The organism is Cupriavidus sp. 05N40 (assembly GCF_056397305.1).
On record NZ_JBFTND010000002.1, the window covers coordinates 15,154 to 34,382 of the forward strand.

At 68.2% G+C, this 19,229-nt stretch carries 18 protein-coding genes; 5 read left to right on the top strand and 13 right to left on the bottom strand.

Annotation, left to right across the window (positions count from 1 at the left end; all coding sequences use genetic code 11):
- Positions 1-24 precede the first annotated feature (24 nt).
- The gene (locus AC1DO7_RS00660) at positions 25-1,266 is read right to left on the bottom strand and encodes an MFS transporter (RefSeq protein ID WP_477115676.1); all 1,242 of its coding nucleotides are present in this window, start codon (positions 1,264-1,266) and stop codon (positions 25-27) included.
- A 254-nt stretch (positions 1,267-1,520) separates the two neighbouring features.
- Between AC1DO7_RS00660 and AC1DO7_RS00665 the strand changes: the two genes are divergently transcribed.
- Positions 1,521-2,087, top strand: a complete 567-nt coding sequence (locus AC1DO7_RS00665) for a hypothetical protein (protein WP_441613920.1) — start codon at positions 1,521-1,523, stop codon at positions 2,085-2,087.
- Between the two features lie 21 nt (positions 2,088-2,108).
- Here AC1DO7_RS00665 and AC1DO7_RS00670 read toward each other — a convergent pair whose 3' ends face one another.
- Positions 2,109-3,533, bottom strand: a complete 1,425-nt coding sequence (locus AC1DO7_RS00670) for a cytochrome-c peroxidase (protein WP_441649802.1) — start codon at positions 3,531-3,533, stop codon at positions 2,109-2,111.
- 62 nt (positions 3,534-3,595) lie between these two features.
- Positions 3,596-5,137 (bottom strand): metallophosphoesterase, encoded by a 1,542-nt coding sequence (locus AC1DO7_RS00675; protein WP_441613921.1) that lies wholly within the window; start codon positions 5,135-5,137, stop codon positions 3,596-3,598.
- A gap of 392 nt (positions 5,138-5,529) precedes the next feature.
- Here AC1DO7_RS00675 and AC1DO7_RS00680 point away from each other — a divergent pair, with 392 nt between their 5' ends.
- Positions 5,530-6,462 (top strand): fimbrial protein, encoded by a 933-nt coding sequence (locus tag AC1DO7_RS00680; protein ID WP_441613922.1) that lies wholly within the window; start codon positions 5,530-5,532, stop codon positions 6,460-6,462.
- 36 nt (positions 6,463-6,498) lie between these two features.
- On the opposite strand, the gene fliR is transcribed toward AC1DO7_RS00680, so the two are convergent.
- The 8 genes from fliR to AC1DO7_RS00720 form a co-directional block, all read right to left on the bottom strand.
- The gene (gene fliR / locus AC1DO7_RS00685; RefSeq protein WP_477115677.1) at positions 6,499-7,284 is read right to left on the bottom strand and encodes a flagellar biosynthetic protein FliR; all 786 of its coding nucleotides are present in this window, start codon (positions 7,282-7,284) and stop codon (positions 6,499-6,501) included.
- 37 nt (positions 7,285-7,321) lie between these two features.
- Positions 7,322-7,591, bottom strand: a complete 270-nt coding sequence (fliQ, locus tag AC1DO7_RS00690) for a flagellar biosynthesis protein FliQ (RefSeq protein WP_043353410.1) — start codon at positions 7,589-7,591, stop codon at positions 7,322-7,324.
- Between the two features lie 45 nt (positions 7,592-7,636).
- Positions 7,637-8,476: a flagellar type III secretion system pore protein FliP gene (gene fliP, locus AC1DO7_RS00695; protein ID WP_477115678.1), complete on the bottom strand. Its 840-nt coding sequence runs from the start codon at positions 8,474-8,476 to the stop codon at positions 7,637-7,639.
- Entirely contained in the window at positions 8,473-9,051 is a 579-nt protein-coding gene (fliO, locus tag AC1DO7_RS00700) for a flagellar biosynthetic protein FliO (protein WP_441649803.1), read from the bottom strand. Before fliO ends, fliP begins: the two co-directional genes overlap by 4 nt.
- Positions 9,048-9,500 carry a flagellar motor switch protein FliN gene (fliN, locus tag AC1DO7_RS00705; RefSeq protein ID WP_441613926.1) on the bottom strand — a complete coding sequence of 151 codons (453 nt, stop codon included), beginning with the start codon at positions 9,498-9,500 and terminating at the stop codon, positions 9,048-9,050. Before fliN ends, fliO begins: the two co-directional genes overlap by 4 nt.
- Positions 9,493-10,497, bottom strand: coding sequence for a flagellar motor switch protein FliM (fliM, locus tag AC1DO7_RS00710; RefSeq protein ID WP_441613927.1), 1,005 nt, complete (start codon positions 10,495-10,497; stop codon positions 9,493-9,495). The genes fliN and fliM overlap by 8 nt, the downstream gene beginning before the upstream one ends.
- 149 nt (positions 10,498-10,646) lie before the next feature.
- Positions 10,647-11,132 carry a flagellar basal body-associated protein FliL gene (gene fliL / locus AC1DO7_RS00715; protein ID WP_441643205.1) on the bottom strand — a complete coding sequence of 162 codons (486 nt, stop codon included), beginning with the start codon at positions 11,130-11,132 and terminating at the stop codon, positions 10,647-10,649.
- A gap of 315 nt (positions 11,133-11,447) precedes the next feature.
- Entirely contained in the window at positions 11,448-12,473 is a 1,026-nt protein-coding gene (locus AC1DO7_RS00720) for a GlxA family transcriptional regulator (protein WP_477115679.1), read from the bottom strand.
- Between the two features lie 256 nt (positions 12,474-12,729).
- Between AC1DO7_RS00720 and AC1DO7_RS00725 the strand changes: the two genes are divergently transcribed.
- From AC1DO7_RS00725 to AC1DO7_RS00735, 3 genes are all read left to right on the top strand, one after another.
- On the top strand, positions 12,730-13,416 hold the full coding sequence (locus AC1DO7_RS00725; protein ID WP_441649805.1) for a M24 family metallopeptidase: 687 nt from the start codon (positions 12,730-12,732) through the stop codon (positions 13,414-13,416).
- Positions 13,417-13,656: 240 nt separating this feature from the next.
- Positions 13,657-16,242: a bifunctional aconitate hydratase 2/2-methylisocitrate dehydratase gene (gene acnB / locus AC1DO7_RS00730; RefSeq protein ID WP_477115680.1), complete on the top strand. Its 2,586-nt coding sequence runs from the start codon at positions 13,657-13,659 to the stop codon at positions 16,240-16,242.
- Positions 16,243-16,388: 146 nt separating this feature from the next.
- Positions 16,389-16,841, top strand: coding sequence for a thioesterase family protein (locus AC1DO7_RS00735; RefSeq protein ID WP_441649806.1), 453 nt, complete (start codon positions 16,389-16,391; stop codon positions 16,839-16,841).
- Positions 16,842-16,877: 36 nt separating this feature from the next.
- Here the strand turns inward: AC1DO7_RS00735 and alkB are convergent, their stop codons facing one another.
- Both alkB and AC1DO7_RS00745 read right to left on the bottom strand, forming a co-directional pair.
- The gene (alkB, locus tag AC1DO7_RS00740; protein WP_441649807.1) at positions 16,878-17,534 is read right to left on the bottom strand and encodes a DNA oxidative demethylase AlkB; all 657 of its coding nucleotides are present in this window, start codon (positions 17,532-17,534) and stop codon (positions 16,878-16,880) included.
- Positions 17,535-17,688: 154 nt separating this feature from the next.
- The gene (locus AC1DO7_RS00745; RefSeq protein WP_477115681.1) at positions 17,689-19,209 is read right to left on the bottom strand and encodes a flagellar hook-length control protein FliK; all 1,521 of its coding nucleotides are present in this window, start codon (positions 19,207-19,209) and stop codon (positions 17,689-17,691) included.
- Positions 19,210-19,229: the final 20 nt, after the last annotated feature.

Consider the following 19,229-nt stretch of genomic DNA (forward strand, 5'->3'; position numbering starts at 1 on the left):
CGCAGGCGGGGCTTCCGGGCGCCGTTATGTCGCCGCCATCTGCGGCGGGCGCGGCCGCGTGACGACCGCAAAGGTGATCTGTACCAGCCCGGCGGCCAGCCCCAGTGCCACGCCGATCTGCCAGGCCAGGGTGTAGGACCCCAGCCTGTCATAGACCAGCCCGCCGCCGAAGGCCCCCACGAAGCTGCCGATCTGGTGGCTGAAGAAGGCTACGCCGCCCAGCATGGCCTGCCAGCGCAGGCCGAAGGTCTCGGCGATCCAGCCTGCCACCAGCGGCGCCACGCCCAGCCACAGGAAGCCCATCACGGCGGCGAAGACCAGCGTACTGCCTGGCGTGGGCGGCGAGGTGAAGTACCAGGTCAGCGCGAGCGAGCGGATGGTGTAGATGCCGCCGAGCAGCAGCAGCTTGTTGACGCGCCCGCCGGCCCAGCCGAAGAACAGGCTGCCCAGCACGTTGAAACCGCCGATCACGCCCAGCGCCTTGGCGCTGAGCATGGGGTCCATGCCGCAGATGTCCAGGTAGGAAGGCAGGTGCGTGGTGAGGAAGACCAACTGCATGCCGCACACGAAATAGGCCGCGCCCATGACCAGGAACGGCGTATGGTGCAGCGCGGTGCCAAGCGCCTCGCGCGCATTCTGCTGCACGCCGCCGGGCGGCGTGGGCAGCGGCATCCGGTCGACGCGCCCGGCGAACCACGCCGCCGGCAGCATTACCAGGGCGAGCACCACGAAGGCCGCCAGCCCCACGCGCCAGCCATGGGATTGCGCCACCACCTGCCCGATCGGTGCCGCCACCAGTGCGCCCAGCGAACCGGCGCCAGACACGATGCCGAGCACCGTGCTGCGCAGCGCGGCCGGCACCGGCCGCGCCGAGACCGCCATGGCGATGGCGCTGCCGGTGCAGGCCATCGAGGCGCCGATGGCCACGCCCGCGCCGAGCGTGACGCCGACAATGCCTTGCGCGGTAGCCAGCATGACCAGCCCGAGCACGTAGAGCAGCGAGCCGGCCATCATCAGCGGCCGGAAGCCCGTGCGCGCGGCCCACGCGCCCGCGATGGGCTGCAGCAGGCCCCAGGCCAGGTTCTGCACCGCGATGGCGGCCGTGAAATYGGACACCGAGATGCCGATGCCCTTGGTCAGCGGTGGCATGAAGATGCCCAGGCTCTGCCGCAGGCCCATGGCCAGGCTCAGCATGACGGAGGCGCCGAGGAGGATCGGCAGGACCGGGCGAAGTTCGGAAAGGCGGGATGGCGCGGGGGTGCTCACGAGGATTTTGTCTCTGTCTTTGTATTGTTCTTATTGTTTTGTTCTTGTGTCCCGGCGCAGCGCGCCGCGCGCGCCGGAGGCTCAGGCGAGCGTAAGCCCGAACCAGGTTCAAGTCAATGCGGGGGCAAAGCCGCGCCGGCCCCGGGCATCGTCGTGTGCGGTCGGGCGGCGGCGCCCGCTCCGGGTTTTGCCCGGCGGCGCGGCGACCGGCAAGGCGCGTATGCTTTGCAGACTGCCCATTCATCCGCATCCCCATGCCGATCGTCCGCAAATCCACGCTTGTCCTGGGTCTGGCGCTGGCCGTGGTGCTGGCCGGCTGCGTGACCCGCTACCGGGTCGAGACCGGTACGCCAGCCTCGCGCGTGCGACTGGTGACCAATACCGACGACAACACGACCTTCAGCGTGGTGGACGCCGGCAAATGTCCCAAGCCGCCCAAGCCGGCGCTGCTTGCGGCCACCGGGCTCCAGGCCACGGCGATGGGCAAGGAGGCGGATCTGGGCATGTGGGGCATCTCGCCGGAGCCCGCCGGCCGCACGCGCGAACGCTGGCTGGTGGCGAGCCACCGCATCTACCTGACGGCCGCGGCGACCTCGGCGGCGGGCGACGAGCCGTACCGCTGCGCGATCGGCGTGTCCTTCGTGCCGCTGCCGGGCTGGCAGTACGAGTTGCGCTACCAGCGCAACGCGCAGACCAGGAATTGCGCCGCACAGGTCCTGCGCCTGTTGCGCGCACCGTCGGGCGAGATCGTGACCACGCCCGACCCGACACAGCAGACCTTCCGCGGCTTCGAGCCCGATGGCGTGTGCGCGTCGCTGTGAGCCCCGGGGCGGGCCGCGCACTCAGCGTCCGTTGGCCACCGGCATCGCATTCGCCGGCATCGCGTTGACATAGGGCGCATCCGTCAGCGTGCGCAGGAAGACGGTGATGTCGTCGATCTCCGCTTCGGTCAGCGCGGGCGTGCTTCCCGCGCGCAGGTTCATCGGCATCGAGTTGATATTGATATTGCCGCGGTAGGCGGCGGGCACGTCGTCGAATGGCTTGCCGCCGCGGTACCACTTGCCCGGATCGGTCGAGCGCGTGTTGTAGAACGCGACCGCATCGCGCAACGTGGTGAACACCCCGTTGTGCATGAAGCTCTGGCGCACCGCCACGTTGCGCAGGCCGGGGGTGCGCAGGTAGCCGCACCATTGTTCCGGTTCCGGCCAGCGCAGGCGGCGCGCGGTGTCGCACAGGCCGTTGTCGAAATGCCCGGGGTCTCGGTTGGCGGGCAGGGCCCGGTTGCGCGGCACGGCGATGGCGTCGTAGCCGAAGTCCGTAAACAGGGAGCGCTCGGGCCGGCTGGCGGTGTCCGCCAGCGTGTGGCAGCTCATGCAGTTGCCCTTGTCGGGATTCTTGAACAGCGCCAGGCCGCGCGTTTCCTGCGGCGACAGCGGCGTGCGCCGGCGCAGGTAGTCGTCGAAGCGCGAACTGAAGGGTGCCATCTCGTCGCTTTGCAGATAGGCCTCCAGCGCGCGGCCCAGCGCCACCATCATCTGCCCGGGATCGCGCTGCGCCGCCGCGCCGAAGCGCGCGGCCAGCGCGGGCGCCAGCTCCGTGCCCTTTACCTTGCGCAGCAGGCTGGCCGGGCTGCCGTTATTCATCTCGCCGGGATCGAGCAGCGGGCCGCGCACCTGCTCGGCCAGGGTATCGGCACGGCCGTCGGCGAACAGGCCGCCGAACGGCGAGGCATATGGCGCGTCGTCGTCCTGGTAGAAATGCCGGCGCGGGATATAGCGCACGTACAGCAGCGAGGGCGCGTTGCGCAGGCTGAAGTGCCCGGGCCGGCTGCCCTGCGGCACGTGCGGCCCGGCCAGCGCGGCGGGCGAGAGCGTGGGCGCGAACGCACGCGCGGGGTCGTGGCAGCCGGCGCAGGACATGCCGCGCGGCTCGGACAGGCGCGTGTCGAAGAAGATGCGCTTGCCCAGCGCGGCGAGCGCCGGGTCGGGGCGGAAGACGGCGGCGGTGGGGTCGACCTTGGCGGAGACCTTGGGCGTGCCGTTGCCGATGGTATCCACCACGGTGGCGGGCGGCGCGCCCGGCGTCAGCACGGTAGTGGCCACGGTGGCTGGAAGGGCCGGCGGGGCCGGCGGGGCCGCTGGGGCCGGAGGGGCCAATGAGGCGGCCGGCGCTGGCGCGCTGGCGCAGAGGCCGGCGGCCAGGACGGCGCAATGCACGGCGCAAAGTACGGCAAAGCGGGCGGCAATCCGCGCCGCCGCCGGCGCCATGCGGAGGCTTGCCGCGCGCCACCCTGCGAGCCAGGCTGCGCAGGCAGCGGGGAACGCTGCCATCACGGCGTCAGGAAGCCCGTCTTGTCGCAGGCCAGCGTGGTGCCGGTCTGCGCGCAGGAGGCCATCAGCTTGCCGGCCACGCTGTAGGCCTTGAAGGTCCAGCCGGTGGCGGGCGCCGGGCTGCGCTCCATCATCAGGAAGCCGAAGGTGCTGTGATGGGTGATCTTGTCGATGACGGTGCCCGGCGCGGGCACGGCGCCCGGCGTCAGCGGGTCGGGCAGCGCCACGTCCAGGTTGTCGCCGCCGTTGCCGGATACGATGGTGGCCGGGTGGCTGGAGGCGAAGCTGATGGCCTGGAAGTCATGCACGTGGCCGTGCAGCGCGACCTGGATGCCCGGCGGGTAGTAGGCCTGGGCGTTCAGGTTGCTCATCACCGACTGCAGCGCCAGGTTGCCCGGCGCGGGCGCGCTGCCGGCCACCGGGGCGAAGCCCAGCACCGGATGATGGTTGGTGAACATGGTATTGACCATGCCCGGCTTGCCGGCCAGCCAGCCCACCGTCTGGAACTGCTTCTGGTAGGCAATGAACTGCGGGTCGTTGGTGGGCAGCGCGGCCTTGCCGGCCTTGGCCGAGTCGAACACGATGACCTGGGAGCCGGTGCCGAGCGCCACCGTGTAGGGCTCGGAATAGTTGGCGTTGCCGTCGTTGGCCGGATCGTTGCACGAGCGGGCGTCGGCGTACGGGCGCGGGTCGAGGAAGCGGAACCAGCCCTGGCCGGCGCGCGCGCACTCTTCATGATTGCCGCGCACCATCACCCACGGCGCCTTGGCCATCAGGGCGGCGGCGGGCTTGAACAGGTCGGCCTGCCAGGTGTCCCAGCCATAGCCCCACGGCGTGCCCTGGCAGCCGGCGATATCCGGCGGACATGCGTTTTCGCGGTAGTGGTAGTCGCCGATATGCAGCACCAGGTCCGGGTTCATGGCGGCAGCGGTGGCGGCGAGCGTGGCGAACGGCCAGGCGGCGGCGTCGCTGCAGGGCTGGTAGGCGTTGTCGGCTTTCTTCAGGCGGCAGCCGGTATCGGCCAGCACCAGCACGCGCTGGGGATTGGCCTTGGGCAGCGGCAGGGTCTGGCCGGCGACGCTGGCGGCAGCGGCGTTGGCCGGCAGGGTCGTTTCGCACACCGAGACGGGGAAATCCGAGGGCTTGGAATCGGCGGCGGCGCTGGCGGTGGTGCGCAGCGCCATGGTGCCGCTGCCTGCGCGCAGCGCCATGCGTTGCTGCACGCCGTCGACTGTCAGCAGCGGGCACAGGGTATTGGAGGGCAGCGCGCTGCCGGCGGCGGCGGCCGGCGCCACGTAGCCGGTGATCACGCGGGCGATGGCCTGGTTGCTGTCGCCGATCTCGACCCAGGCAGCCTGGATATTGGCGCTGGCGCTGGCGGCGTCGCCTGCCGGCGTGACCGGTGCGGCGGGGGTGGCCGGCGCGGGGGCTGCATCGTTGCCGTCGCTGCCGCAACCGTGCAGCACCGCGGCGGTGGCCAGCACGGCCAGGATGGCGCCCATGCCGAGGCGCACATGGTGATTTCTCTTGCAAGTGCCCATTGTTATCTCCCTGTTGGTGGCGAGCCGGACTATAGGGAGGGGATATTGCGCAGCGATGACGCTTCTATGTCAGCGGGGTGGGTCGGGGGCACGATCCGGGCCATCGGCGCGCCGACCTGGTCGGAGTACAGGCGGCATACCGGGGGGGCGAGCCGATCGGGATAGGGCCATCAAGCGGCGTATCCGGCCAGGATGCCGCCGCCCTGCGGGTCCTGAATCACATACCGGATCATGAGTGCGATGCCTCAATGAATTTGGTACTTGTCCCATATATTGCATCTGATTATTTCCCGATACTGGCGGCATTCATCGCTCGTGGAGAGGCACGAGCCAATTAACAGGGGATCCCGACAATGCAATTCGATAGGCGAGGGCACAGGCGGAGCGGCCCATTGGCGTACACGATCGTGGTTGCCTTTGCCGCCATGTTGCTGTCACCGGCGCACGCCCTGGCAGCACACACCGAGATGACGGCATTCGGATCGGACATGGCCCTTCCGGCCAGCTCGGGCGAGGGGACGGTGCTGGCACGTACCAGTTTCTCGCCGCAGCAGCTTTGCGGTGCGCCCACCTGTCCTTCTCCCGTGGCATCGATATGGGTCTGGGATGGTCAGAATATCCAGCCGGGCCCGGTTACCCGCACAGGTGTAGCGGGCGTTGGCGTCCGTTTCGTGGTCAACGGGTCTCCTCTGCTCAGCGGCATGCAATCCCCGCCGACGATTTCCCAGCCCGTGGAAGTGCAACTGGTACGCACCTCGGGCGCGATGGGTGCTGGCAGTCTTGCGGGAGGTGCCTCGACGTTCCTGAACCTCTGCGCTAGTGTCAACCCGGGCTTCGGTGATTCCTGCTATGACGCCTCGGGCGCCAACTATGCCAAGATCAGGCTCGGGGGCACCATCAAGCCCATCGCCCTCACTTGCCAGACGCCCAACCAGAGCGTCAGCCTGCCGCCGGCGCAGAGGGGAGGGCTGACGGGCGTCGGCAGTTCGACCGGCGAGATCGGTTTCACCGTGCGGCTGAATAACTGCCCGCCCGGCTACAACCGGATCGGCTATACGCTTGATCCGGTCGGCGGCATGGTCGCCAATGCCCCCGGCGCGCTGCCCGCGCGCCCGGGTTCCACCGCGAGCGGGATCAACATCAGGCTGACGGACGATGCCGGCACGCCGGTGACATTCGGGGCGTCGACGCCGGTGGGCGCTTACGACAAGACTACCGGGGGATCGTATTCGATCCCGATGAGGGCGGCCTATCTCCAGACCGGCGCTTCGGTCACGGTGGGCCGCATCATTGGTGCCGCCACCGTGCTGGTCAACTATCAATAGCTACGGCACCCCGGGAGCGCTGAACGAGGGCAAGCCTCACTGCCCCAGCTGCCYCAGCAGCGTGCCAACGGTGGCGAGGCTGTCCTCGACCAGCCGCGCCATATACGTACTCATCTGCGGCATCACCAGCGTCATCATCAGGAAGCCGCCGGCCAGCGTGACCGGGAAGCCGACCGCGAACACCGACAACTGCGGCGACGCGCGGTTGAGGATGCCCATCGCCAGGTTGAGCGTGAGCAGCGCGGCGATCAGCGGCAGCGCCAGCAGCAGCCCCGAGGAAAACACACTGGCGCCGGCCGCCGCCACCGCGGACCAGCCGGCTCCGGAGAGCGGCTGCGGCGAGATCGGCAGTGCGGCAAAGCTGTCGGCCACGGTGGCCAGCAGCATCAGGTGGCCGTCCATGGCCAGGAACATCAGCATGGCGACCACGTTGAGGAAGCGGGCCAGCACCATGGTCTGCCCACCGGAAGAGCGGTCGTAGAAGGACGCGAACGACAGGCCCATCTGCAGGCCGATGGTTTCGCCGGCGAACTGCACGGTGGCGAACGCGAGCCGCATGGTGAAGCCCACCGCCAGGCCGATCCCTACCTCATTGAGGATGATCAGGAAGCCTTCGAAGGAATACACCGGCGCCAGCGGCAGCTTGTCGATGGTGGGCGAGATCACCATTGCGATCAAGGCCGCCAGGCCAACCTTGGCACGACGCGGAATGGTGGATTCGCTGAACAGCGGCGCGGTGCCGATCAGTGCCAGCAGGCGGAACAGCGGCCACAGGAAGGCCGCGATCCAGGCATAAAGCTGGGCGGAGGTGACGGACAGCACGGCTGGCGGGCGCGAGGCGGGCGAGCGCGACGGCGCTTCAGTGCACCAGGGCGGGAATGCCCTGGAAGACTTCGCGCATGTAGTCGACGAAGGTATTGATCATCCACGGGCCGGCCAGCACCATGGTGGCGAACAGGGCCAGCAGCTTGGGGATGAAGGACAGCGTCATTTCGTTGATCTGCGTGGCGGCCTGGAACAGGCTCACCACCAGGCCAGCCACCAGTGCCACCAGCAGCAGCGGCGCCGACAGCATCAGGGTCATCTTCATCGCCTGGGTGGCGATGCTCATTACGGTTTCCGGAGTCATGGCGAAGGCCTAGGTTGGGATGCGCGGGGGATGCGCGGCCCTTGGTCAGTTCAGGAAGCTCTGCGCCAGCGAGCCCAGCAGCAGTTGCCAGCCGTCCACCAGCACGAACAGCATCAGCTTGAACGGCAGCGAGATGGTGGCCGGCGGCACCAYCATCATGCCCATCGCCATCAGCACGCTGGCGACCACCAGGTCGATGATCAGGAAGGGGATAAAGACGGTAAAGCCGATCTGGAATGCGGTCTTGAGCTCGCTGGTGACGAAGGCCGGCACCAGGATGCGCATCTGCACGTCTTCCGGGCCCTGCATCTCGGGGGCCTTGGCCATCTGCGCGAACAGCGCCAGGTCCTTCTCGCGGGTCTGCTTGAGCATGAAGGTCTTGAGCGGCGCGGAGGCCTTCTCGGCGGCGGCCTCCAGGCTGATCTTGTTCTCGGACAGCGGCTTGTAGGCGTCGGTGTAGATGCGGTCGAACACCGGCGACATGACAAAGAAGGTCAGGAACAGCGACAGCCCCACCAGCACCTGGTTGGGCGGCGAGCTGGCCGTGCCCAGCGCGTTGCGCAGCAGGCCCAGCACGATCACGATGCGGGTGAAGCCCGTCATCATCAGCATGGCCGCCGGCAGGAATGACAGCGAGGTCAGCAGCACCAGCGTCTGCACCGACAGCGACCAGGTCTGGCTGCCGCCGGGGCCGGCCTTGCTGGTCAGCCCGGGCAGGGCCTGGGCTTGCGCGATGGCGGGCAGCAGCACCAGCGCCAGGCAGGCGCAGGCCAGCACGGCCGCGAAGGCGAGCCGCGACGGCTGGCCGGCGCAGGCGCGCAAGGCAAGAAGCTGGCGCTGCAGGTGGCGCTGGAGGGCGCGCGAGGCGCCGGGCAGGAAATTCATGACTTCAGGTTGTGTTGCATGGCGCGCAGCAGCTTCTGTCCGAAGCTGCCGGTGCCCGCCGGATTGACCGGGTTTGCCGGAGGCTGCATGCCGCCGCCCGGATTCTGGTCCGGCTTGTGCGCGGCTTGCGCTGGCAAGGTATGGAGCGTACGGATCTCGCCGGCGCTGACGCCGAGCACCAGGCAGGTATCGCCCACCTCCACCATCACCAGGCGCTGGCGCGGGCCGAGCATGGTGCTGCCGACGACCTTCATCGCGCCGGCCTGGCCATGGCGGACCAGCCCGGCGCGGCGCGCCAGCCAGGCCAGCAGGAGGATCAGGGCGACGATGGCGAACAGGCCGAGGCCGGCCTGGGCCAGGCTTGCCGCCCCGCCGGGGCCGACGTGGCCGGGGGCGGTGCTGGTGGCACCGATGGCACCGGTGGCACCGGTGGCATTACCGGCAACCTTGGCGAGCGTGCCGGCGAGAGGACTGCCGGCGGCCACGCTGGCTTGCGCCGCTGCCGGCGCGGCTTGCGCCAGCGCCAGGCCGGCGACGAGCCCGGCGGTGGCCATCCGGCGCAGGCTGGGGTTCATCTGTTGAGCTTCCGGATACGTTCGGACGGCGTGATGATGTCGGTCAGGCGGATGCCGAATTTGTCGTTCACCACCACCACTTCGCCCTGGGCGATCAGGTAGCCGTTGACCAGCACGTCCATCGGCTCGCCGGCCAGGCCGTCGAGTTCCACCACCGAGCCCTGCGCGAGCTGCAGCAGGGTCTTGATGGGCACCTTGGTGCGGCCAAGTTCCACCGTGAGCTGCACCGGGATATCGAGGATCATCTCGATATCATTGTGAAAACCGCTCGGCGTATCCTTCTCCAGCGGCTGGAAGACCTTGGATGCGGCCGGGGTGGCGGTGGCGGCTGCGACCGCCGGGGCCGGCGCGGCAGCGGCGGCGATATCCTCGGCGCTGGTCTGCTCCGCCAGGGCACTGGCCCAGTCGTCCATCGGGTCGGCCGGCTTGTCCTCTTTGCCGTCAGTCATGGTCGGTATCCTTGGAATCGCTTTCTTGGTGATTGATCATGCGTTCTACCCGCAGCGCGTACTGGCCGTTCATGGTGCCGAAGCCGCACTGCATCACGGGCACGCCATCGACCTTGCCGAAGACCTGCTCGGGCAGCTCGATGGGAAGTACATCGCCGGCGCGCAGCGACAGCACTTCGGCCACGGTGCTCTCCAGGTGGGCGAATTCCGCCACCAGGTCGACCTCGGCCGAGCGGATCTGCTGCGACAGCTGGGAGACCCAGCGCTTGTCCACTTCGACCTCGTCCTGCAGCGGGTTCATCAGCAGGTCGCGCACCGGCTCGATCATCGAGTACGGGAAGCAGACATGAAGCTGGCCGCCGACGGCGCCCAGTTCGATATGGAAGGCCGTGGTCACCACCACCTCGTTGAGCATGGCGATGTTGGCGAACTTGGTGTGCATCTCCGAGCGGACGTATTCCAGCTCGATCGGGTGCACGGCATTCCAGGCGTTGCTGTAGCTGTTGAGCGCAAGGTCCAGCAGGCGCCGGATGATGCGCTGCTCGGTCTGGGTGAAATCGCGCCCTTCCACGCGGGTGTGGAAGCGGCCGTCGCCGCCGAACAGGTTGTCGACCACCAGGAACACCAGGTTGGGGTCGATCACGAACAGTGCCGTGCCGCGCAGCGGCTTCATGTGCACCAGGTTCAGGTTGGTCGGCACCGGCAGGTTGCGCACGAAGTCGCCGTACTTCTCGATGCGGATCGAGCCGACCGAGATGTCGGCGCCGCGGCGGATGAAGTTGAACAGCGCAGTGCGCAACTGGCGGGCGAAACGCTCGTTGATGATCTCGAGCGTGTGCAGCCGGCCCCGCACGATGCGTTCCTGCGTGGCCAGGTTGTACGGGCGCACGCCGTCCTCGGCGACCGGCGCGGCGACTTCGGGCACGTCGGTCTCGCCCGACACGCCTTTCAGTAATTCGTCTACCTCGTCCTGCGAGAGGAACTTGTCGTAGGCCATCTAGTGTCCTGCCCCGTGAATGCCGTGATGAATGAAAGCGACCATGTGCCGATCAGCCGGCGCGCTGGCGTAGGCGCGCATGCTGAAGTACGGGCAAGGCAGGCAGGGACGGATTCATGTCGGATTTGCTGGTGGGGCAGGGCTAGCGCTTAYTGCACCACGAAGGATGTGAATAGGACGTCCACGACCTGCTGTGCCGGCAGGCTGGGCGCGAACGGCTGGTTGATGACGCGCAGGATTTCCTGCGCCAGGAGGCGCTTGCCCTCCACCGTCGCCAGCTCGGGCGGCTGCTTGGCCGACAGCAGCAGCAGGATGCGGCTGCGGACTTCCGGCAGGTACTCGGTGATACGCGCCTGGTCCTTCGCGTCCGCCACCTTCAGCGACAAGCCGGTATGCAGGAAGCGGTCGCCGTCCTCGCTCTTCAGGTTGACGGTAAACGGCTCGAGCGGCACGAAGATCGGCGGCGGCACCACCGGCGCGGCGGGTGCCGGCGGCTGGCGGTTGCTCAGGATGTTGCCCAGGAAGAAGCCCCCGGCACCCAGCGCCGCGACGATCACGACGCCGAGAACCAGCAGCAGTCGCCCGCGCTTGCTCTTGTTGCCGTCAGCCTGGGAAGAAGTGAGCGTATTCGCCATGAGATGCCTGTATCGGAATGCCTTGCCATTCTTGGGCGAAGGCAGGGCAAGCAAAGGGCCGAAAAAAAGGGTGAAACCCGCTCAGCTTGGCCATTTGAGCCGAACGGGTGCGTCATCCGAGCGATGCGGATGGTCTTACTGGGGGTTAACGAATGGCGTGCACGGAACTTGAGCCGGAGTTTGAGGAAAACCCGCGCCCCGGGCTGCCGGGCGGGCAGCGGCATGGGGCGCGTGGCGGCCCGCGCACGCGTCCATGGGAAGACTGCCGTGAGGCGCACCTGGCGCGGGTCCGTGCGGCGCCCGCGTGCACAAAGGCTAACTGCTTGATTCCATTGGTTCTTGTGCTTCCCCGGGGCGGCTGAAACTGTGCCGGTATTGTTGCGGCGAGACCCCCAGCCGGCGACGGAACACCGCGCGCATATGATGCGGATCGCGAAACCCGCATTCGTAACATACGGCCTTCAGCGGTACCGTGCCGCGCTCCAGCATCACGCGCGCGGCATCCAGGCGCGCACTTTCCACGAACTCGGYTGGCGTGATTTTTGCGTCGCGTGCAAATATGCGGGAGAAGTTGCGGCTGCTCATCCTGGCCACCGCCGCCAGCTTTTCGAGGGTGAGATCCTCGGTGAGGTGAGCCAACACATACTGCTGAACCTGTGCCACAGGCGACGTCGGCTCCACGAACGGGGTGAGGTAGGGGCTGAACTGGGACTGGCCGCCGGCGCGCCGCACGAACACCACCAGCCGCTTGGCCACATTGAGCGCGACCTCCTCGCCATGGTCCTGGGCCAGCAGGAAGAGCGACAGGTCGATGCCCGCGGTGACGCCGGCCGAGGTGTAGAGGTTGCCATCCTGCGCGTAGATACGGTCCGCTTCCACCTGGGCGCCAGGGCAGCGCGCGGCCAGGGCGGCCACGTCGTTCCAGTGGGTGGTCACGGTGCGCCCGTCGAGCAGGCCCGCGCCGGCCAGCAGGAAGGCGCCGTTGCAGATCGAGCCGAAGCGCCTCGCGCGCTGGCTGGCCTGGCGCAGCCAGGTGTACAGCGCCGCCGGGAACGCCTTGGTCGGGAGCACCGGGCCGCCCGCCGCGAGCAGCAGGTCCCACGCGGGACCACCGGCACCACTGGCATCCGCGGCACCCGCTGCGTCCGTGAAGGTCCGGTGCGGCTGCAGCAGCATGCCGTTGGAGCAGGCAAGGGGGCCGGGCTCGGTGCCGATGATTTCGAGCTGGTAGTGGTCTTCGGGCAGCAGGAAGCGGTTTGCCTCGGCAAACACGTCGAGCGGGCCGCTCACGTCCAGCGCTTGCGCGCCAGGAAAAACGAGGATGGCGACGGATCGGTGCATGGGGCGGGTCGAAGGCGGCAGGATGGGGTAAGTATCCACGGGAGATGGCGCCATGTTATCCGAGCGCCGCCGCCTCGGGCGACGCTTTTGCCCCGCCGGGCGGGCGCTGGCACGAAAGCACCGCCGATTGGCGCCACGGCGCCGCGCGGCGCGGTTCAATCCGGGCCGGCGGCTCTCCATACTGCTTCGTGTCGGCGCGGCACCAGGCAGGCGCCATCAATCCGAAACCGACCCCGACCCCATCCGGAGAGACCCCATGACAATGACCGATGCCACCGCCGCCGAACGAGTCGGCCCCGCCTTTTCCGTTAACGGCATGCTGCTGGCCCGCGACAAGACGCGCCAGGCCATCCGCGATATCGCGGCCCGCGTGGCGCCCGGCATGGTCGAGGAAGACGCGGTGGCGATGGCCCGCTCGGTGCTGCTCGACGCCGGCCTGGCGCTGAGCTGGCATCCCACCCGCGTGCGCTTCGGCAGCAACACCACCAAGCCGATGAAGCTGGCCTCTGCGCCCGGCGTGGTGCTGCAGGAGAACGACATCTTCTTCATCGATATCGCGCCGCGCGTGGATGCCTGGGAAGGCGACGGCGGCGCCAGCTTCACCGTGGGCCACCATGCCGAATATGCCCGCTGCGCGCACGACGCCGAGGCGCTGTTCCACGACGTGCGCGCGGTCTGGTCCAAGCAGCATCTGACCGGCCACGCGCTCTACGACTACGCCGAGCGGGCCGCGCGCAAGATGGGCTGGGAGCTGAACTTCGACCTGCCGGGGCACCGGGTCTCGGATTTCCCGCACGCCACGATCTACACCGGTTCGCTGGCCGACCTGGAGAGCTGCCCCTCGGCCATGCGCTGGATCCTCGAAATCCACCTGCGCGATCCGCAGCGCCGCTTCGGCGCCTTCTTCGAGGACATGCTGCTGGGCGACGCGTACTACGGCTGAGCGGCCTCGGCCGGGCCAGCGCATGCCGTGGCCCGGCTTGGCGGGCGGGCATTGCCCGAGCAAATTGGTCAAGGATTTATGTTGTGATTTTGCGATGCGGGGTAAAGCTATCCCATTGTTTTATATGGGATTCGCAAAATTCACTCTTATATAAGATATAAGACATTTGACCGCAGAGGCACTTCACCTTACAATCGCGGCACAACTGGTCTTTACAACCCTATTACCCCGCAGGAACCCATGCTTGATAACTATCGCGCCCATGTTGCCGAACGCGCCGCGCTTGGCATTCCCCCTCTGCCGCTGACCGCGAAGCAAACTGCGGAGCTGATCGAACTGCTGAAGAACCCGCCCGCCGGCGAAGAGCAGGTGCTGGTCGAGCTGATCACCAACCGCGTGCCGGCCGGCGTGGACGATGCCGCCAAGGTCAAGGCCTCGTACCTGGCCGCCGTGGCGCTGGGCACGGAAGCCTGCCCGCTGATCTCCCGTGCCAAGGCAGCCGAGCTGCTGGGCACCATGCTCGGCGGCTACAACATCTCCCCGCTGATCGAACTGCTGGACGACGCCGAGATCGGCACCGTTGCCGCCGCAGCGCTCAAGAAGACGCTGCTGATGTTCGACGCCTTCCACGACGTCAAGGAAAAGGCCGACAAGGGCAACGCCAACGCCAAGTCCGTGCTGCAAAGCTGGGCCGACGCCGAATGGTTCACCAGCCGTCCCGAAGTCCCGCAAAGCCTGACCGTGACCGTGTTCAAGGTCACCGGCGAAACCAATACCGACGATCTCTCGCCGGCCCCGGACGCCACCACCCGCCCGGACATCCCGCTGCACGCGCTGGCCATGCTGAAGAACGCGCGCCCGGGCATCACCCCGGAAGAAGACGGCAAGCGCGGCCCGGTCAAGTTCATCGAATCGCTGAAGGACAAGGGCAACCTGGTCGCCTACGTCGGCGACGTGGTCGGCACCGGTTCCTCGCGCAAGTCGGCCACCAATTCGGTGCTGTGGTTCACCGGCGAAGACATCCCCTTCGTGCCAAACAAGCGCTTCGGTGGCGTGTGCCTGGGCAGCAAGATCGCCCCGATCTTCTACAACACCATGGAAGACGCCGRCGCGCTGCCGATCGAGCTGGACGTGTCGCAGATGGAAATGGGCGATGTGGTCGAGCTGCGCCCCTATGAAGGCCGCGCCCTGAAGAACGGCCAGGTCATCGCTGAATTCCAGGTCAAGTCCGACGTGCTGTTCGACGAAGTGCGCGCCGGCGGCCGCATTCCCCTGATCGTCGGCCGCGGCCTGACCGCCAAGGCCCGCGAAGCGSTCGGCCTGGCCCCGTCCACGCTGTTCCGCCTGCCGCAGAACCCGGCCGATACGGGCCGCGGTTTCACGCTGGCCCAGAAGATGGTCGGCCGCGCCTGCGGCCTGCCCGAAGGCGAGGGCGTGCGCCCGGGTACCTACTGCGAACCGAAGATGACCTCGGTGGGCTCGCAGGACACCACCGGCCCGATGACCCGCGACGAGCTGAAGGACCTGGCCTGCCTGGGCTTCTCGGCCGACCTGGTGATGCAGTCGTTCTGCCACACCGCCGCGTATCCGAAGCCGGTCGACGTCAAGACCCACCACACGCTGCCGAAGTTCATCAGCACCCGCGGCGGCATCTCGCTGCGCCCCGGCGACGGCGTCATCCACTCGTGGCTGAACCGCATGCTGCTGCCCGATACCGTGGGCACCGGCGGCGACTCGCACACCCGCTTCCCGATCGGCATCAGCTTCCCCGCCGGCTCGGGCCTGGTGGCCTTCGCCGCCGCCACCGGCGTGATGCCGCTGGACATGCCTGAATCCGTGCTGGTGCGCTTCAAGGGCAAGATGCAGCCTGGCGTGACCCTGCGCGACCTGGTCAACGCCATCCCGCTGTACGCCATCAAGTCGGGCGAGCTGACCGTGGCCAAGCAAGGCAAGAAGAACATCTTCTCGGGCCGCATCCTGGAAATCGAAGGCCTGCCCGACCTGAAGGTCGAGCAAGCGTTCGAACTGTCCGATGCCTCGGCAGAGCGTTCGGCCGCCGGTTGCACGGTGCACCTGAACAAGGAACCGATCATCGAATACATCAACAGCAACATCACGCTGCTGAAGTGGATGATCGCCGAAGGCTACGCCGACGCACGCAGCCTGCAGCGCCGCATCAAGGCCATGGAAGCCTGGCTGGCCGACCCGCAGCTGCTGCAGCCGGACGCCGAYGCCGAATACGCTTCGGTCATCGAGATCGACCTGGCGGACATCCACGAACCCATCCTGGCCTGCCCGAACRACCCGGACGACGTCAAGACCCTGTCCGACGTGGCCGGCGCCAAGATCGACGAAGTCTTCATCGGTTCGTGCATGACCAACATCGGCCACTTCCGCGCGGCTTCCAAGCTGCTCGAAGGCAAGCGCGACATCCCGGTCAAGCTGTGGGTTGCCCCGCCGACCAAGATGGACGCCAAGCAACTGACCGAGGAAGGCCACTACGGCGTGTTCGGCACCGCCGGTGCCCGCACCGAAATGCCGGGCTGCTCGCTGTGCATGGGCAACCAGGCACAAGTGCGCGAAGGCGCCACGGTGATGTCGACCAGCACGCGTAACTTCCCCAACCGCCTGGGCAAGAACACCAACGTGTACCTCGGCTCCGCCGAACTGGCCGCCATCTGCTCGCGCCTGGGCCGCATCCCGACCAAGGAAGAGTACATGGCCGACATGGGCGTGCTGAACGCCAATGGCGACAAGATCTACAAGTACATGAACTTCGACCAGATCGAAGACTTCAAGGAAGTGGCGGACACGGTGTCGATGTAAGTCGCGCCGCGCTGCACGCGCAGTACTTTCGGAAAGGCCCCTTGCGGGGCCTTTCTTTTTGCTTCACGCCTTGCCGTCTTCCGTCTTCCGTCTTCCGCCTTCCGTCTTCCGCCTTCCGTCTTCCGCCTTACCGCTCCCATCGCATCATGGCCCGTCTCAAGCTCGACTTCCCCGAAGACCAGTACTACTACTCCACCCACCTCACGGTGCGCGTGACCGACATCAACTCGGCCAACCACCTCGGCAACGATTCGATGATCTCGATGATCTCCGAGGCAAGGGCGCGCTTTCTGTTCGACCTGCGCACCGGCGACGACGCCGAGGCCGACCAGGTCGGCATCATCGTCACCGACCTCGCCACCACTTACCGCAACGAAGCCCATGCGCGCGACCAGCTGCTGTTCGAAGTGGGCGTGATGGACTTCAACCGCTACGGCGGCGATATCACCTTCCGCATCACGCGGCCGCAGGACGGTGCCCTGGTCGCCATGGCCAAGTCCGGCTTTGTCTTCTTCAGCTACGAGCGCAAGGAAGTGATGCCGATGCCGGAATCGTTCGCGCGCAAGTTTCCGAAGGTCAACTGGGTGGATCGCGGCTGAGTGGCCCGCATGGCGCGGCCGATGCGGCGGCGCAGCCTAGCGCGTCTTGCGGAAGGTCAGGTTGATGCGCTCGTGTCCGGTCAGCGCGTGATCGCCGTCGGCCAGCGGTGCGATGCCGTGGAATGCCAGCCGCGACGGTCCGCCCCATACCACCACGTCGCCATGGGCCAGGCGCACGCGCTGCGGACGCTGGGTGCGCAGCGCGCCGCCGAACAGGAAGATCGCCGGCAGGCCGAGCGAAACCGAGACGATCGGCGCGCGCAGGTCGAGTTCGTCGCGGTCCTGGTGCAGTGAAAGCCGCGTGCCGGGGGCATAGCGGTTGAGCAGGCAGGCATCCGGCCTGAAATCGGCATAGCCCGCATCGTCGGCCGCCGCGCGTGCGAGCGAGAGGAGGGCTTCGGGCATGGGCGGCCACGGCTTGCCGCTGAGCGGATCCGCCGGCTCATAGCGGTAGCCGGTGACGTCGGATACCCAGCCGAGCTGACCGCAATTGGTCATGGCCACCGACATGCGCAGGCCGCCCGGGGTGATCAGGTGGCGCCACGGCGCCTGCGCGGCGATGTCCCGCACGGCGCCAAGCAGGGTCTGCTCATGCGCGCGGGCAAAGCCGCGCAGGATCGTCGCGCCGGGCGCGAGCGGCTCGGCGTGGGGCGGGTCTTCCTGCGGGAGGGAGTCGAAAAGGTCGAAGGTCATGACGTTGCGGGAAGCAGGCGATGGACGCCTGTGCGGCGAGCCTGTTCTCAAACGACATGGTATGCGCGATTGCAGCCGGCCGTCGCCGACGTTGCCGGCGTTGCCACCGGCTGGCAAGCGCGGCAGCGCGTTTGCCAGCCGTGCGCGCCCGGGGTCAGGCGAACGTATCGACTTCGCCGCGGGCGAGCGTACGCGCGGGGGCAGCCACGGTGCTGCCTGCGCCGGCCGGGGCGGCCGTGTTGCCCGCCAGCGCGCCAAAGCTGGCTTGCTGGCCGCCCGACTGGCGCTGTTGCTGCGGCTGGCCATTGCCGGGCTGGCCGGCAAAGCTGTCGGCGCCGACCGACGCCTGGCCAAGCTGGATGCCGCTGTCGGCCATGGCGGTACGCAGGTGCGGCAGGGCCGCTTCCACCGCCGCGCGCACGGCGGCGTGCGGGGAGACGAACTGCGCCTGTGCCTGGTCGTTGACCACGTTGAGCACGACCTTCAGCGGGCCGAGATCGGGCGGATTGAGCTGCAGCTCGGCGGTGTGGTTGCCTTGTGTCGACAGGCGCACCATCTGCTGGCTGAGCGCCTGCGGCCACTGGCCGTCGCCCACCGGCGGGGCGACCGGCAGCGAGGTGGCTGGCGAAAGGCCGCTGCTGGTTGGCGCCGGACCGGCGGCCATGGTGCTGGCGGCCATCGCCGCCGTGGCAGCGTTGCCGGACGGGGCCGCGTCGGTGCCGGACGGCTCGGCGGCGCGCATGGCCGCGGCGAACTGGGCTGCACCGGTGGTGGTGGCAGTGGTTGCGGTCGCGGTGGCGGAAGGGCTGGTGGGCGGCAGCGCCCTGGCATCCTTGGCGTCGCCAGCTTGCACCAGCGCCTTGTAAGGCTCGCCGCCGGTGCCCTGCTGGCCGGTGGACTGGCCACCGTTGCTGCCTTGCTGGCCGGACATGGCTACCTTGAGGCTGTTTGCCAGGTCGGGGCCGGTCTTGCCGGCGTCGGCCGCGGTGGTGGTGGCCGGCTTGTCGRTGACCTGGGCGCCGGCCGCGTTCTGCGGCACGGCCTGCAGCGCGGCGCGCTGCGAGGCGATGGTGGCGAGCGTATCGGCCGCGGTCGAGGCGGCCGGCGCCGCCGGGCCGGTCGCGCCGGTGGCGGACGCGGCGGCTGCGAGCGCCGGATCCTTCAGGTCCGGCATGCCGGACTGGCTGCCGAGGGCGGCGGCGGCCGCGCCGGACAAGGCGCTGCCGCTTGCCGGCTGCAGCGCGGGCTGGGCCAGTTGCGCCGGCAGCAGCGCCGCCAGCGCGGCGGCGGCGGCCTGCGCTGCCGGGTTCACGGCAAGTGCGTCGCCCTGTTCGCTGTCCTTGTCGGCATCCTTGTCGCTGTCCTTGTCGCCATCCTTGCCTTGCGGGCGTGCCGGCTTGGCGGCAACGCTGTTTCCTTGCGTGCCTTGCGTACCGTTGCCGGCGGCCGCGTTGTTCTGCGTTGCGCTGTCTTGCGCCGGCGCGTTGCCGTTGCTGCCGGCCTTGCTGCCGTTGTCGGCCTTGCCGGCATTGCTGGCGCTGTTGTTGCGGCTGTCGTCGCGGGCGCGCGCCAGCGCGTCGCCGAATCCCTGCGACGAGGCGTCCGTGCCGCTGCTGCTGCGCGAGGCGGCCGCGCTGCTGGCGGCGTTGCTGACAATCTGGCTGATATCGATCATGGTCGGTGCGTTCTGGCGGC